The sequence below is a fragment of the Ruminococcus sp. genome (assembly GCF_019417665.1).
Classification (GTDB): Bacteria; Bacillota; Clostridia; order Oscillospirales; family Ruminococcaceae; genus Ruminococcus_C.
The window spans coordinates 1-16,903 of sequence record NZ_DXUU01000052.1 but is presented as its reverse complement, the minus strand read 5'-3'; the positions used below and the strand labels follow the sequence as shown (position 1 = coordinate 16,903).

General features: G+C 37.7%; 12 protein-coding genes and 1 pseudogene. All 13 read right to left on the bottom strand.

Annotated elements, in window-relative coordinates:
• On the bottom strand, positions 1-5,056 hold a 5,056-nt coding region (locus QZ375_RS11595; protein WP_295219357.1), incomplete at its 3' end, for a DUF6531 domain-containing protein.
• Positions 5,049-5,354, bottom strand: a complete 306-nt coding sequence (locus tag QZ375_RS11590) for an accessory gene regulator B family protein (protein WP_295219359.1) — start codon at positions 5,352-5,354, stop codon at positions 5,049-5,051. The genes QZ375_RS11595 and QZ375_RS11590, both read right to left, overlap by 8 nt.
• A 75-nt stretch (positions 5,355-5,429) precedes the next feature.
• Positions 5,430-6,014, bottom strand: coding sequence for an accessory gene regulator B family protein (locus QZ375_RS11585; RefSeq protein ID WP_295219355.1), 585 nt, complete (start codon positions 6,012-6,014; stop codon positions 5,430-5,432).
• Positions 6,014-6,169 carry a cyclic lactone autoinducer peptide gene (locus tag QZ375_RS11580; protein WP_295219353.1) on the bottom strand — a complete coding sequence of 52 codons (156 nt, stop codon included), beginning with the start codon at positions 6,167-6,169 and terminating at the stop codon, positions 6,014-6,016. Before QZ375_RS11580 ends, QZ375_RS11585 begins: the two co-directional genes overlap by 1 nt.
• Before the next feature lie 344 nt (positions 6,170-6,513).
• Positions 6,514-6,816, bottom strand: coding sequence for a hypothetical protein (locus tag QZ375_RS11575; protein ID WP_295219351.1), 303 nt, complete (start codon positions 6,814-6,816; stop codon positions 6,514-6,516).
• Between the two features lie 78 nt (positions 6,817-6,894).
• Positions 6,895-7,173, bottom strand: a complete 279-nt coding sequence (locus tag QZ375_RS11570; RefSeq protein WP_295219349.1) for a CdiA family toxin C-terminal domain-containing protein — start codon at positions 7,171-7,173, stop codon at positions 6,895-6,897.
• Between the two features lie 8 nt (positions 7,174-7,181).
• Positions 7,182-8,957: a VWA domain-containing protein gene (locus QZ375_RS11565; RefSeq protein ID WP_295219346.1), complete on the bottom strand. Its 1,776-nt coding sequence runs from the start codon at positions 8,955-8,957 to the stop codon at positions 7,182-7,184.
• Positions 8,958-9,098: 141 nt separating this feature from the next.
• Positions 9,099-9,626, bottom strand: coding sequence for a hypothetical protein (locus QZ375_RS11560; RefSeq protein WP_295219344.1), 528 nt, complete (start codon positions 9,624-9,626; stop codon positions 9,099-9,101).
• The gene (locus tag QZ375_RS11555) at positions 9,623-13,792 is read right to left on the bottom strand and encodes an amidase domain-containing protein (RefSeq protein ID WP_295219342.1); all 4,170 of its coding nucleotides are present in this window, start codon (positions 13,790-13,792) and stop codon (positions 9,623-9,625) included. The genes QZ375_RS11560 and QZ375_RS11555 overlap by 4 nt, the downstream gene beginning before the upstream one ends.
• 36 nt (positions 13,793-13,828) lie before the next feature.
• The gene (locus QZ375_RS11550) at positions 13,829-13,984 is read right to left on the bottom strand and encodes a cyclic lactone autoinducer peptide (protein ID WP_295219340.1); all 156 of its coding nucleotides are present in this window, start codon (positions 13,982-13,984) and stop codon (positions 13,829-13,831) included.
• Positions 13,985-14,477: 493 nt separating this feature from the next.
• Entirely contained in the window at positions 14,478-15,689 is a 1,212-nt protein-coding gene (locus QZ375_RS11545; protein ID WP_295219338.1) for a GHKL domain-containing protein, read from the bottom strand.
• Between the two features lie 10 nt (positions 15,690-15,699).
• Complete coding sequence (locus tag QZ375_RS11540; RefSeq protein WP_295219336.1) at positions 15,700-16,416, bottom strand: LytTR family DNA-binding domain-containing protein; 717 nt, start codon at positions 16,414-16,416, stop codon at positions 15,700-15,702.
• 44 nt (positions 16,417-16,460) lie between these two features.
• A pseudogene (locus tag QZ375_RS11535) lies at positions 16,461-16,903 on the bottom strand (hypothetical protein); the annotation flags it as partial.

The following is a 16,903-nucleotide window of genomic DNA, read 5'->3' as shown; positions in this document are numbered from 1 at the left end:
TTTCACTGCGTACTTTGCAAGCGTCAGAACCATCTAAATAGTACGAATATTCGTACTCAGAAATCGTCGAATTGCCGGATTTCGTCACAAGCTTTGTAATCTTATTGCAGCCATTGTATGTGTAAGTCGAAACCACACCGTTTGCCAGCGTTTCACTTGCTTTGTTGCCATTTGCATCATAAGTATAGGAAGCTGTTTCATTGCCGCTTTCCTTTACCTTAATAACACGCATTTCAGCATCGTATTCATATTGCGTGGAGGAATAAATTGTCTGATGATTAATACCAACCAACTGCTCCTTCGCATACTGAGATACGCCCTCATAGAAATAGCCCTTAAAAGATTTTGGGCTAAGTTCCTGATAAACACGTCCAAAGATATCGTACTGATAACTTGTCTGTACACCATTGGCAGTTTTGCTCTGTACTCTTCCCATATTGTCGTAAACATAAGATTTCGACACATCTTTGGAGGTATCACTGCAAACTGTATTCGCAGTCAACACACGATTCAGAGCGTCATAGGTGTTGGTCGTCACATTGCCGTTGGAATCGGTTACAGTCAGTGCATTACCATTCAGATCATAAGTGGTTGTACCTGAGTTGTAACCAGTGCTGTCAGTCGTTCTTACCAAATGTCCCCATGCATCATACTCATAATTGGTAGTCATATAGTCAGAATCGTTTGCACTGCTCAAACCCGTGTACATCTTCGTCTGAATACCAGCGTTATTGTAAAAATACTTGGTGATATTCTTCTCACCATTGGAAGTACCGTCGCTCAGTGTTACCTGTGTCAGCAAGCCCTGTGCATTGTACTGGTTTTGTGTCACGCTGTACTTTGCGGTGCTGGAATCCTGCTTCTGCACAGTTTGCTTTGTCAGAATTACATTACCGTTCTTGTCATACTGATTTTCCGTTACGGAGTAATTGACAGAACCATCTGATTTGGTATTGAACGGTGTGTAAGTCTTAGTAACCTTGTTCAGATAGCCGTACTCATACTTTGTCGTATTGCCCAGTGCGTCTGTCTGGCGAGCCAGCTGACCGTTGGCATAGTATGCGCTGGTACGTTTGGTTTCGCCATTGGTCTTTTCGTAAATGGTGTGTTCCTTGATATCAGTCAGAGTTTCGGAAACCACCTGTTTATCTGCTGTAATATAGGTTGTTTTGGTCGTTTTCAGTCCCTTACAGGAGTGAGAGGATGAACTGTCAAGCGCCGTGTAAATGTCAAAATTATATCCTGCAAATTCATAGGCAACCTGTGTCAGAATCTGTTTGGTTCCATTTTCGCTACCTTGAAAATATGTTGCCTTTTCCCGCTGCAAGCCATCGTATTCCGTCAGGTTCATGGTGCCGTCCGGATTGGTTTTTTTCGTTATCTGTCCATAGGCATCATACTCATAAGATGTGACATTGCCTTCCGCATCGGTTTCTGTTTTCACATTGCCATCCGGATAATAGGTTGTCAGCGTACCATGGCTCTTATCAGAAGAATAATTCGGTGCATATTCCGCTGTTTTACGACTCAACAGATCGTATTCTGCAATGGTCGTTGCCGGTGTGCTGCCTGTACCATAATCTCTGGTAACCGTTACATTGTTGAAGCTGTCATACTCGTATTCCTTCACAGAATAAAGATTTTGGGACAAGTCATAGCTTGTGGTTTCCTTAGATACATGCAACTGCGCATTGTACTCATACGCAACAGTGTTTACTATGGTATTTCCACTTTTCAGCGTTTTTGTCTTTACCAGACCTTTGCCAATACCATCCTGATAATAATCATATTCAGTAACATTACCTTCAGGATCAGTTGTAGCACGAATCAAACCTGCAACACCACTGACATAGCTGTCTGCATAATATTCGTGACTGGTGATTGCATAACTGCTTTCGTTTTCTGTCAAGTATTTTATTGGATCAAAACTTACAGCAGTTACTGTATCAATATCAGACTGAGAAAGTGGCTGTAAGCTGGTTGCCTCTTTGATCAGACGAGTACCATTAGAATCATATGCCTTAATCGTTGCATATCCCAATTCATCTACTTCTGCAACAACACTATTTTTGCTGTTATAATTAGCAAGCGTGTATGTGCCATCCGCATTGGTGGTCTTGATGACATTACCGTTAGCATCACGGTCGTACTTTGTCGTATTACCCATGATGTCAACACTTTCAATCATTTCATCATATTTGTTTTCACCATCTACAGTGCTATAAGTGATTTTGTCAACTTCATAGATCTGACCGTCAGTTTCAACTTTGTTGGTATTTACAGCGTACTTTTCATCATAGTCATATGTATACGTTTTTACCAGCGTATCGCCGTCATACTCTTTCAGTCCTGTCTGTTTCTGTGCCTTATCATAGGTATACACCTGTTTTAGACCGGAAGCATTCGTCAGCCAGTTCACAGAACCATTATCGTTGTATACGATCTGGTCAGTTACTTCATTGTAGCAGTTTGTGATTTTGCAGAGTCTGCCGTTTCCGTCGTACTCATATGTTTCAGTGCCGCCGGAAACGCTGGTTGCTGAAATCAATTGATAATCACTGTTGTATCCATAAACAACCGAACGATTTGCAGCGGTATCCTTAATTTCAGTAACACGGGAATGTTCGCTGTTTCCGTTGTAGATAATCATATAAGTTCTGCCAGTGGAATCTGTTACAGTACGCTGATTATTCGATATTGCTGAAATCGTCAGAATATTGCCCTCTGCGTCCTTAACCCAATCCAATTCACCGTCTGTATTGAAGTGATACTGTGACTGTGCTGCATTGGTAACCGTATATTCGCTTCCAGACTTTGTCATAGTGCTGTGTGCATTCAGGCACTCAAATCCGCCATTACCGTCATCTTTGAAAGTCGTGTTGGAGCCATCGGGAAGTACAACTTGATAATATCCCTCAGCTGGAATGACAATTTTACTAACATCGATGTTGAAGTCCCAGCCGATACCGAATGAACCTTCTTCATCGCTTGTAGAATTGTAAGTGCGGATAAAATCAGATTGAACTCCTGGAGATTCAATACTCAAATCTGTAAAGGTTTTTGTATAGTTACCAGTTGCAATGTGTACACCATCGCCCATTTCCCAACCTTTGCGATAAAGAGTATAATCCGGTTCATCATACGGACGGAACCATGGACGAAACCAGTAATTTTCTTCGGTAAAATCATATAGGAAATCAATTCCACCATCAAAATTAAAGGTTCTTTCCGTGTTCAGAGAGCCGTCTTCATTATTGATATAGGTTTCACAGTTATCCCAAAGAACAGTTTGTTTGCCGCCTTCATATCCAAAATGAATTACTTGTGAACCAGAAGAGTAAATAGATTTTGGTCCGGAAGCTTCATTGACTTCCCAGATTGGTCCAAAGAAACAGATATTACCTGCTGTCCATTTTCCTTCCATATCAGTCAATGTAATGTAATTCCAGTTACCGTATACTTCGAGCCAATCTGCACTATTTGTCATCCAGATAGTATCATAGCAGTTCGCTTGACCAAAGTTAAAGTCGCCGCCGACAATCACTGTGCCACCATTCAGTCGCATATTCTGTCCTGCGTTTCCGTCCCAGCCATCTGGAGAGGCAGTACGGAATACCAGATTATTGGCAACTTTCAGATAACCGCCATTAATATTCAATGTTGCTCCTTGACCACCAGACCAAAACTTTGGAATGTCTGTTGTAAAGGACATACAATCGCCGACATACAGTGCACATTCACCCAGATTTAAATTGGTATCATGCAAATTCAAACTATACGGAAAATATCCATTTTCCAAAACTGTCAGTGATCTTTTGAATGCATGATCCCAATCCAAATCGCCGGACTGTGCATATGCTGCGGAGAACCAAGCTACATCGAAATCTTCGATTGTGCCATTGTCATCCTTGTCCATATATGCATAGTAGTTATCTGAAGTGTCTTTCAAACCGGCATAATAATCTACCCATGCCTGATCAGCATATTCAATGATCCCATTGTTGTCAAGATCATAGTTATAATACATGGCAACTTCAGAGCCAGCTTCACTTTCGAATATGTAATTGTAGTAATCATTAACGTCACTCTCATCGAACGTTCCATTACTGTTAAAATCAGGTACGCTAGCAGGTCTATCTGCCAAATCATAATAATAGCCATATAAATCAAGGTAATCATTAAAATTGATTACACCATCATCGTTAACGTCATAATAATTTGCGTTCATATCGCTGATATCAATCTGTTCATTACCCAGATCGGTATAAAATTGCAAAAAAGCATTTTTTTCAGCTTCTGAAATCTCTCCATCTCCATCTGTATCCATACTGGGATTGAAATTACTATTTCCTCGGTGTGCGCCTAAACAACTCTGCACATATGCAACATCGTTTGCATTGATAACATCATCGCTCCACTGATTATCACTATCTGCATTGTATGTGGTATCACCGGGAACAAGAGTTACAGTATTTGTTGATTCACCGGTTCCAACCCGATAGGAACCGGTTCCGAAATCTTTTAAATAGAACGGCAGGTAACCATCGCATTCATACTTAACATGATAAACATCTAGATAGTCAGCAGTTACTGTGTACTCTTGATTTTCAGCAACTTCCCAACTATAAACTTCATTCCAATCTCCGTCATAAATACGTATGTAAATTGGTGTGTTATCAGAAGCAGTATAATCACCTACTGTACCTTTCTTTACATAACCATTAAGAGTCAATTCTGCTGCAAATTCAGGTTCCTCATCTTCACTTAGAGGCATAATGTTAGCATCAGATTCCATGTCATTGACATCATCGCTCACCGTTGCGATCTCATTTTCTGATGAACCAAAGTATTCTACTTCGCCTAAGCCTTCGGTGGCTTCTTCAAATTCGTCAGCAAGCTGGTTGGCGTTTTTTGCACCCTCAATTGCTTCTGCTGCAGAAGCGATAGTATCAGCATGCAAGATGCCTTGAGACGCGCCGTCACCGAAGACCATGATCTGTCCAACAAGTAAAAGGGATAATGTGCCGGAAATAACTCGGCGTATGTTTTTATTCATCAATATCCTCCTTCTTTCTTTCAGTTCTGTAATTTCTCCATTTTCCAAAAAGCAGCATTACTGTTAATAAACGCCAAACCATTTCAATTAACATCAATATGTGCTTAAACTGCAATATGTATATGACAATTGCTATCATGATTTCCGCAAACATAATTAACGTTGCCCTGATATGATATACATGATGTTCTTTCTCATCCAAGGGTTTGTTCTGCTCCTCCACAGGTGACAGTAAAATAATAGCAATACTGGCGATAAGCGATAATGCTGTAAAATAACAGAAATATTTTCTACTAATGTTTCCTATACTTCCACATTAAAAAACAGCATCACTATGATACCATTTTCTATTTAATGATACTAATGATGCTGTTTAATTACGATTCTTGACCAACGTATTTTTCAACATTCCCAAAAGCAGCATAATACTAAGCATAATCCAAACTATCTGAACGCTGTTTGAGATGCGATTCATGTGAAAAATTTGAAGCAACACTACAAGTATAGCTTCTAGTGTAAATACAATAATACCACGCTTTTTATAGACACGTTTTTCTGTGGCATCTAAAGGCTTATTGAGATCCTCTACGGGCATTCTCCACAGAATCACCCCTGCAGAAATAACAGAAACGATGTGAAAAGCGACATAAAATTGCTTTACATAAAAAAGCAGCGTTAGAACAACTATGAGCATACATCCAGATAACAGCCAGCATCTACATGGTGTTTTCGCATGAAACCCTCCAGCATAAATTCGAAACGGAATATATCCAGCTGTAAAAATAACAGTTTCCACTACCATGTGAAACAACAAGCCAATGACCAGAAACGTGAAAATATTCAACATGGTATTCAAAGCTTGATTGATCCCATATTGATAAATCGAGCTCTGTTCAGTTGATACAATTTGCTGTTGCTCCAGTTTTTTCACAATTTTTTCGGATGTCGTTGCAAACATTAGAATTTCCGCAGCTTCTTGACATCATCCGGTAGTTTTGGTTGATGTGTAATCCACATGCAGGCAGAGTTTGCGGATATAGTTGCAATCATCAGTGCGAATGCGGCAAATACACCTCCAAACATCATCATAAACCGGTTTACTGTTGATTTCATAATACATCTTCCTTTCTCTGAAGTGCTCTATAGCTCTCACAGATGCTATAGGCATATTGATTGTACGTTTCGATGAGACAACTCATCCTGTTGACATTATATCATAAAATCTGACAAAAAAACGTCTTATGGTACGAGTGGTATGGTTTTTGGGTATGAAATGCAAAAAGTCAGAGATTTCACTTTGAAAATCTCTGACTTTTAATGAAAATAAATTCAGCTGTAATTTTTTTCAAAATAATTCTTAAAGCTTCATGACAAAAAAGAAGGAGTAACTCCTACTTGCGCAGGGTTACTCCAAGGTAGTTAAGAAATATGAAGAGTAATTCATAATAGCTGTGCTTTTATGCCGAAAATCTTTTTATTACTTCATTTATAAGTTCGTTTATTTCCTTCGATTCTGTTCCTATATACGCTTCACAGAATTGATTAATAAGAGTTGCAAAGTCTGAATTTGATATAAGCTGTATCTTATCATGAAAATAAAATTGAATTCCACTTTCAAAATAATTTGTATCATTTGATTCGTACGGTTCATATATATTTGGGAAATTATAGCCATAAACTTCGTTCCCATATCCATACTCCTGAAGAAAATGACGAAGCATAAAAGCAACACCATGATTTTCGCTAATCAGATAAATCACACAAATGCACACTCTATATTTTTGGACTTTTTTTCAAGCCTTGCAATAATGTTATCTAAACTGTTCATTTAACGCTCCTTACGGAATAATAGGATAGTAGGAAATAATTTCTCCTGTTTCACTACTTATCCATCCTTCAAACCATAAATCATTGGAAGCTACGCCTTTAACATATATTTCTCCATTTATAATTTCTACTGACGCTGATTCTAAAGCTTCTCTTGCACATTTCATAATTTCAGCATCAGAGATGATTGATGAATCATAAACAGTTTTTCTATATGTTTGATTTAACCATTCACCTTCAATAGCATTACCCTTAGCATCAAGTTTAGCAACTTTATATTCAATTTCCATGATACCATTTACATTACTTGATGTTTTTTTACAATTTGAATTGGTCTTATGGATTGAGAGTATTCTTCTATAGCTTGCAATTTATGTCCTCCAACGATACCTTGTCTACCTTTATTGAAGCCTTCTACATTGGTCAAATGAGCATCTGCCTTATCAGAAAAATTAATTTTTGAAGCACCTGATTCGGAAGCAGCTTTTACTTCAACATATGTTTTTAATGACTGTTCTCGTTCTAAAGAAAGCTTATATTCTGACGAATAATCCCAACTTGAAATGTCCCGACAATAGGCATCTGAAACGCCGAAAAGCCATATAGAAGCTGCAAATCTTGCAGTTTCACTCCAAGACTCATATGCACACTCTGTAAGTTCTGCAAAACTTGTGCCAACTGAATAGTTTTCATATTCAGCTAATAACATTTTAACATCATCTATATATAATATTAAATCTAAAATTTTTTCATACCAAGGTCTATTCGGATCAGGAGCCGGTACAATTTCTGCTTCATAAAATTCTTCATGAATAGCATCCCAGTCGTTGCTACCATAATATTCTCGACAAATTTCAACGCATTTAATTGCCTTTTGAATTTCCTTCTCTTTTAACAAAGGGTTTTCTAACACAAATCGTATTTCAAAATACTCAGCATTTTCAAAAAACTCTTTTATTTCTAACTCTTCATTTGAAATAGGAATTAAAGGTTCCTCATCCTCAGCATCTTCAATTCCATCTCCATCTGAATCCACCAGCCTCGGATCAGAAACCATAGTAAAAGTAACAGTTCCAGTTGACCAATTGTTATGTACAATAATTTCTTCACCATCTAATAGTCCATCGCCATCTGTATCCGGATTATCCCAGGCAGTGTAAACAATTCCTCCTTCCTGCACCTGCATCCCTGCAATTTCGAAAACATCCGGCAAGCCATCTTCGTCAGAATCCGTCATATCAATGTCTTTGGCTCTGGTAGCGCCAATCTTTGTAGACAAATCAGATATTTCTTCATTCGTTGAAGCGTAGTAATACTCGCCGCCTGTCGCTTCTGCAATCTTATGCAGAATTTCTTCGTTGACCTCTGCACCAACACCAACCGTATAGATTTTGATATCTGCATTTTTGGCTTCCATCAGCAGGCTTTCATTCAGGGGATCATCTAACTCATCCAACATGCCACCGTCAGATATCAAGATAATCATTTTCCCGATTTCATCTTCTGACGTTTCTGTATGCACTTGCAGCTTAGAGATAGATTCACTCAAAACGGGATTAAAGTTGGTGGAGCCCTCCTGATACAAAGTGTACAATGCTGATCTTAGTGCGCTTGGATCACTTGTAAAGTCGCAGAGCAAACTAGTAGTGTAATTAAATCCAATTACAGCGGCTTCATCGTTTTCTTCCATTGCGGCAATCAGGTTATTGGCTGCCATATGACGTTTGCTGGCGGTTCCGCTGGCATTCGGTTCTGGGTCTAAATCTTCCATGCTTCCGGAACAATCGATTGCAAAAACGATATTATAGGAATCATACTTCGAGTAATCCAGGTTGGTTTCCCAAATTTCGAGCCACTTTGTTCGATTGACAATCATGTACTTGCTGAAATGCGGCAACGTTGCCGTTACAACGCTGTTTGCAGAATCCAGCGTGCAGTCAACAAGTTCGAATGTTTGTTCATCCTCATTATACCACAAAATAGCGAGGTCGTCAAATGCAGTTTCACCAAGACTATTTTTTCTGATTTTAAATAGATGTGAAATGAAAAAGCAGCTTGTGAAAACAATCAGCAAACTGCTTTTATCTTTTTATGATTCCATACTATCCCTTATACAAGAAGCAAAAGCATATGACAATTGCCTCTCGATTCTTTGTAACGCAATCACAGACACAGATCGAATTGGGTAATAAATAAATCTACATCATAGTTGGTATCATGCAAGCTGTACAAAATCAACAACCTTCCACTCACCATCAATCTTTTCAAAATATAGTCTGTCGTATGGCAAGTTATGCGTATTCAACTCACAGTTAGTAACATCATTTTGTGGATTATAATAGCATTCATTTGACCAATAAACAATAGCTTTACTTTTATTTGCAAGGCATCCTAAGTCTATATTAATTAATTGAACCTCGGTGTTTTTATTATAATTTGGATTTAAACACTTATAAAAATTATCGTCAATTATTTCCCTGAATGAATTTAGCGAATCATTATTAAAATAGGATTTTTGTATCATCTCTTTTGTCAGACTTTTCAGCTGTTCTTCAGAATCGTTATCACCAAATAGTTGCAACATTCTTAAATCGGATACCTCAAGAAATTCAGCATCTGAAATAGATGGTACATTGCAATTAAAATCTCTTAAATATACAACACGAGTAAACCTAATGACTATTATAAATACGATAATTACAATTGGTAATAAAACCAGGACTATATACCTTTTCCTTTTCAAGAAATATCACCAACTAAACAAACAATAATAACTTGATCATAACCTTCTCTCGCATCAGATAATCGATAGTTAAGCCTAGGTTTATTATGTCCACAAAATTTGATATCATTGTCTTCAACACTTGTAATAATTGTGGCATGTGTAGGATTTTCTCCTCCATTACAAAAATACAACAAATCTCCGGGTCTTACGTTATATCCTTTAATCGCTTCACCGATTGATTCATCAGGCTTAATCGTTATCGAATACATTGCATATTCTTCAGAACTAAAATATTCATATTGATCGAATGCAACAGCCCAGTTAACTGTCCATCCATAAGCTCCATTACCAGTCGGACGAATAATACTCATTATGTATGAGAAAACATTTCCTGATTTACCCATATACCATTGATCATTCATTTCATATCCGCCTGCGTTCAAACATTGTGAAACAAAATTAGCGCAGTCTCCTATGTTTGACAAATCCGGATATTGAGCTGTATTAAATATCGCACCAATTGTGTCGATGTCTCCACTCCACTTTTGTGCATATGCACGTGCAGCTTCGCGATCATAAGATGGATTTGATTTTAATGGCTCACTATCATATTTATCAAAAATCCCATCTTCATCTGTATCATTATTTAATGGTGATGAAGTATAGACTATATTTCCTTGAATAATGTTCATTTCGTCATTATCTAAAAGTCCATCTCCATCTGTATCCTCAAGATTTGGATCAGAATTCATAGTAAAAGTTACTGTGCCGAGAATCTCATTGTAATGTACTGTTATTTCTTCCCCATCCAATAACCCATCGCCATCTGTATCAGGTTCATTTGAATCAGTATGAATAACAGTACCATCCTGTAACTGCATTCCAACAACTTCAAAGATATCCGGCAAACCGTCCTCATCGAAATCAGTCATGTCAATTTCTTTTGCTCGGGCAACACCTATTTCAGTATAAAGATCAGATATTTCTTCATTCGTCGAAGCGTAGTAATACTCGCCGCCTGTCAATTCTGCAATCCTATGCAGAATTTCCTCATCAACCTCTGCACCGATACCAATCGTATAAATCTTAATATCCGCTGCTTTAGCTTCCGCTAATAAAGTTTCGTTTAAAGGCTCATCCAATTCATCCAGCATACCGCCGTCTGACATCAGTATGACCATTTTTCCGATCTTTTCTTCGGAGGTTTCTGTGCTTGCTTTTAATTTAGAAATTGACTCGCTTAAAACAGGATTAAAGTTGGTCGAGCCTTCCTGATATAAATTGTACAATGAGGATTTTAAAACGCTTTGATCGCTTGTGAAATCACAAAGCTGACTTGTCGTGTAATTAAATCCGATTACCGCAGCCTGATCATCTTCTTCCATAGCGCCAATTAAAATATTGGCTGCCATATGTCTCTTGCTTGCAGTTCCATTGGCACTCGGCTCAGGGTCTAAGTCATCCATGCTTCCGGAGCAGTCAATCGCATATACAACATTATACGAGTCGTACTTTGAGTAATCCAGACTGGTAGCCCAAGCTTCCGCCCATTCGCTGCGGTTGACGATCATGTATTTGCTGAAATGTGGTAAAGTCGCCTTTACAACACTATTTGTAGAATCCAGCGTGCAGTCAACAAGTTCGAACGTTTGTTCGTCCTCATTATACCACAAAATAGCAAGCTCGTCAAATGTAGTTTCACCAAGACAGTTCTTTCTAATCTTAAAGCTGAGTTCTGCTTCGTCAAACTGCGAGGTGGAGTTAATATCATACGGATTGCCTACCAATCCTACAACATTGGAGCAGAGTACATCCTTTCCCATGATGTCCGTGATGGATGTATTTTTATTGATATTACCTGTACCTTTAAAGGAAACCGTAACCGATTCAATCGGATTAGTTTCGTCATCTACATTAAGCGTCAATGTCTGGCTTATCTTTTCATCACAGTCTAAGATTCCGTTAAAGTCTGTGTCAGGTAAAGTAGGATCGAAACCAAGAGCGACGTCATCGCCATCAGTCAGAGTATCGCCGTCTGTATCTTCCTTTAAAGGATCGGAATGATAAATCTTGACTTCTTCACCGTCCGTTAAACCATCACTGTCTGTATCTTCATTACGACAATCTGTTTTATTTTCAATCTCTTCAAGATTATTCAAATTATCATTATCGAAATCTTCTAGACCATCGTTAATACTATCATTATCAGTATCATACAGAGTTGGATTGGTTACAGACTTAAACAGCTCATCATAATCTGACAATCCATCTCCATCGGTATCTACTTTTTCCGGATCAGTACCAATATATTTTTCTACCTTATCAGGAAGTCCGTCCCTATCTGTATCAGGATAATTTTTCCATTGTTCATAAGGTATCCACTCAGGAATTTCAAACCATGGACGGAACCAATACAGTTCTTCGCTGTAACCATTCGGGAAGATTAGTCCAAGGCATTCACCGGTGGTAGGATCAATATAATCAAAGTTGAATGTACGCAGGGTATTGGGCGTTCCGTCTTCTGCGTTGATGTATTCATTCGGATTATCCCACAGAATCGTCTGTCTGCCATCCGGATAGTAGAAACGAATAGAATGTGTGCCGGAAGAGTAAACTGATTTTTCACCAGAAGCCTCGTTTACTTCCCATGTCGGACCTTGAAAATTGATCAGTCCGGCTGTCCATTTACCCTCCATGTCGGTAAGAGTTATGTAGTTCCAGTTATGATTGATTTCCAGATAATCATTGTCATTGGTCATCCAAAGCGTATCGTAACAATTTGCCTGACCAAAGTTAAAGTCTCCGCCGATTACAACAGAGCCGCCGTTTAAATACATATTTTGTCCGGCTGTTCCGTCCCATCCATCGGGAGATGCTGTGCGGAACACGAAATTGTTTCCTGTTTCCAAATAACCGCCGCTAATATTCAGCTCAGCGCCTTCGCCGTTATCCCAGAATTTCGGAATGTCGGTTGTAAAGGACATGCTGTCTCCGACATAGAGCGCACAGCCATTTAGATTCAGATTCGTATCATGCAGATTCAAGCTCCAGTTGAACTTTCCGTTTGCGTCGAGTGTTAATGTACGCTTGAACGCCTGATCCCAATCCAGATCCCCATACAAGTTATATGCTGCTTGGAACCATGCCACGTCAGACTCGTCAATGCATCCATTACCGTTCTTGTCCATGTAAGAATGGTAATTTCCCGATGGAAGAGGTGGATTTCCGTAGTAATCAAGTCTTTCCGTGATGAAATCATCGCTGTTGACAATACCATCACGATTCATGTCATGGTTATAAACCCAGATCCATTTGTCCGGATCATTTGCTTCGCTGATACGATTCCAGAACGGCTGTAAATCATTTATGTCAAAAATACCGTCGTCGGTAAGATCGGGTATATTTACAATTTCGGGACTTCTCTCATTGTAAACCAAATCATACATGAGATAGTAGTCATAACGATTGATGATACCGTCGTCATTGACATCAAAATAGTCAATATCGGCACTTTCATCAGACAAATCATAGGGAGAGTTGTCATCCAAATTGGTATAGAACGCACAGAATTCGTCCAGTTCCTCCTGTGTAATGATTCCATTGTCATTTAGATCCATTGACAGATTGAAATCCGTTGCAACGTAGGAAGTTGCACCAACACAGTCCTGCACATATGTAATGTCGTTACTGTTTAAGACATCATCGCTCCATTGGTTGTCGTTATCCGCATTGTATGTGGTGTCTCCGGGCACGAGTGTTACCGTATTGTCCGAATCTCCGGAACCAACCTGATAGCTTCCCGTTCCAAAATCTTTCAAGTAGAACGGAAGATAGCCGTTACACTCAAATTTGACATGATACACCTCTGAGCCGCTTGCAGTTACAGTATAACTGCCGTCAGCAGCAACTTCAGCAGTTGCAATCTCAGCCCAATCACCGTTAAAAATACGTACATAAGCCGGCTCGTTATCTCTTGCCGTAAAACCATCAACAGTTCCTTTCTGCACATAACCATGAATTGTAAGATCGTTTGCATAGACAACCTCAGTCTGTTCTGCCACTGGTGTAGCAAAAGATTCAGCAGCAGTCATTTCTTCGGCACTGCTGACAACTGGTATTACTGCCTGACCGACACATAAAATTGATAACACTCCGGCAAAAACACTGGTTAATTTGTGATTCATTACTGTTCTCCTTTCTGAATACATTTTTGATACGAATTAAAACTTGCGCAGTTTCCGCACATCATCTGGCAGCTTCGGTTGATGTGTAATCCACATGCAGGCAGAATTTGCGGAAATCGTTGCAATTATCAACGCAAATGCAGCAAATACACCTCCAAACATCATCATAAATCGGTTTACAATTGATTTCATAATACATTTTCCTTTCTTTGAAGTGCTCCAATAGCTCTCACAGATGCTATCGGCATAATGATTATACGTTTTGATGAGACGACTCATCCTGTTGACATTATATCATATTAATTGACAAAAAAATGACTTATGGTACGAGTTGTACGATTTTTGGGTATGAAATGCAGAAAAACTGCTGAAAGCAACTAAATGTCACATAGAAAACAGAACAATTGACCTGTTGATTTATCAAAGGTCTTTACAGTTTTTATTCTTCTGTTCCATGCAAATTCATTGCTTTACAGCAGTTCCTCTGCGTAATTCTTCTCGTTTTGTATCTTTTCTTTTGTTCTTAAATAATAGCATTTTCTTTTTTACTATTATTCAACCAATATTATATCAAAAAATACAGAACAAAAACTAACTTATGGCACGAGTTGTACGATTTTTGGGTACAAAATGCAAAAACCGGGTATTTTTTCAAAACACCCGGTTCATTCTTTACATCTATATTTTAATCCAGTCCATTATAAAAAACTGCTGTCACACAGTATTTGGTATCTGTTGGTGAAATATACAGTTTTCCATGATATCGTTTTAATGTGTTTTTAACACTTAATAAACCAAGACCATGTTCCTCGCCGTCTTGATTTGATTTCCATTGGGAATCATATGTATTCTCCATATCTAAACGAATCAGTCCTTTGATATATTCAATCCGAATTATCAACACTTTCTTTTCCACATGTTCCAATGCATGCAGTGCATTATCCAGTAGATTTCCAAAAATAGCTGTCAAATCAAATGTGCTAATATTCAATTTATCCGGCAAAACAATATCACATATAAACTCTACGCCCATCTCTTGCGCAAGAGTCAATTTGTAATTTAAGAGACAATTTATATCTTCATTTCCTGTATTCACAAAATCGTTTTTAACAGTTATGAATTCTTTCATTTCATCTAAATAATGAAGTGCTTCTTGAGATTTATTCTGTGAAATAAAATTCCTCAGTTTTTGCATATGGTTTTTCATATCATGCCGTAAAAAACGAATTCTTTTTTGCGATTCACTCATAATATGCAGTTGATTTTGATATGCCCGATTCGAAGTTTCTATCATTTTCAGTGTATGCTCTGTCAGTAAATTTTTTAAATCACGATCATACATATAGAAATTCAGGAAGTTAATCATCAATAGCACCATTGCAATCAGCATATCGTGGGAACTGTTCTCATTAATTGTGAGAATTCCAATTCCTATGGTTCCCACTGCAATTAAAATCAGGAACCATGTATATCTTGATCTTGCAATAAAGTTTCTATCAGGATGATAGAACTTCCGAAACAGAAATGAAAATATCAAATACAAAATGCATTGTACAAGACTGCTCTGAATCAAAACAGTACTCATAGAAATGGAAACCATGAGCCAATCAAAAAACATTCCCAATGCACAGGCAGATAATGCTGCAAATATTCTTTTCAAAAGAGAGACTTTTTCATATTGAAGCGTAATTATAAATATTGGCGTTATATTCATCAATATATTTATAGTTTGTTGATCAAACAACAGATAGGAAACACTATTCAAAATATAATAAGCCAAATAGGTTAAAAATTCCGTATGATGTCGAAATCGACTTTTCCCCAAAAACGTTTGAATAAAAATATAGACTGCATATACATGTACCAAATTAGATGTTAAGTACAACATTGTTTCCATGCTAAACTCCTTATAACCTTACAAAATATAATCCAGCAAGTCGATCTCGCACCTCATCTTGATATCCTCTACTAATTTTCAAATGCTCTCCATTCGATAATAAAATATCACTGGAAGTGCTATCCACTACATGCCTGATGTTTACTGCTACGCCTCGCTTAATTATAATAAAATGTTCTCTCATTGTAATAATGATGTCTGAAATTTTACCATATGTAGATATTACTTGTTTTACTGTATGGATTTGCAGTTTCTTTCGTTCACTCTGTAGATACAGAATTTCATCTACACGAATCCGATGTCTTATGTTTTCATAATTATATTCTAAAAATTGATTTGCACTTTCATAATATGTCAGAAAGTTCAATAAACTTGTTATCACCCTGTCTTCTTCAATTGGTTTGACTAGAAATTCAATTGGTCTTACTTTAAATAGCTCCATTGCATATTCTTGCTTTGCGGAAATGAAAATAATTTGTGTATCGAAATCCTTCATACATCTTCGGAGCATATCACCAAATTCATTTCCGTTCATCTGTGGAAATTCGATATCCAAAAATATTAAATGATATTTCTCTTGCTCGCAAATATGCTGATAAAGTAATTCACACGTTGTATAACTATCATATTGCAGATTATACTCATATTTTACATTGAATTTGGAAATTATTCTCTCTAATTGTTCGCAAACAGTCTTGTCATCATCACAAATTGCGATTCGAATCATTTTGTATTTGCCTCTCTTTCTTTTTACAAAATAATACCACAAATTCAACCAAAAATCAAGCTGTATAAACAAATTCCAGTATGGTATAATATTTGAAAAGAAAGAGACAATCTTTCGTCAATTCCGCCCATACATGGACAAAACAAGAAAATACATAGAAACCACGTTACTTTTAAAACAGATATTGACAAAAATCTGACGGCAAATAAATTTAAGCTGATAAGCAAAGTCTGCTTACATAACTCCTCTTCATCTGCATTGAAGCGATATTGCATCGTTCTCGGTTCCACAGGTTTTGCCGTACCAGAAAGCAAAAATAGCTTACTATCTTTTTTATGCTGTGATAATAAGTCCAGCAAAAATATCGGAATTGGCACAGTTCTGATTGAGGTTTTGCTCTTTGGAGAACCGATAATCACCTCGGAACTGCCACGCTTGTTGATTCGCTGAACAGTTCTTTTTACAGAAAGTGTCCCATTTTCAAAAT

Excerpts from the sequence above, each read along its gene's own strand:
- QZ375_RS11585 (WP_295219355.1), bottom strand. The coding sequence starts at position 6,014 with ATGTTTGCAACGACATCCGAAAAAATTGTGAAAAAACTGGAGCAACAG.
- QZ375_RS11580 (WP_295219353.1), bottom strand. The coding sequence starts at position 6,169 with ATGAAATCAACAGTAAACCGGTTTATGATGATGTTTGGAGGTGTATTT.
- QZ375_RS11570 (WP_295219349.1), bottom strand. The coding sequence starts at position 7,173 with ATGGAAATTGAATATAAAGTTGCTAAACTTGATGCTAAGGGTAATGCT.
- QZ375_RS11555 (WP_295219342.1), bottom strand. The coding sequence starts at position 13,792 with ATGAATCACAAATTAACCAGTGTTTTTGCCGGAGTGTTATCAATTTTA.
- QZ375_RS11550 (WP_295219340.1), bottom strand. The coding sequence starts at position 13,984 with ATGAAATCAATTGTAAACCGATTTATGATGATGTTTGGAGGTGTATTT.
- QZ375_RS11545 (WP_295219338.1), bottom strand. The coding sequence starts at position 15,689 with ATGGAAACAATGTTGTACTTAACATCTAATTTGGTACATGTATATGCA.
- QZ375_RS11540 (WP_295219336.1), bottom strand. The coding sequence starts at position 16,416 with ATGATTCGAATCGCAATTTGTGATGATGACAAGACTGTTTGCGAACAA.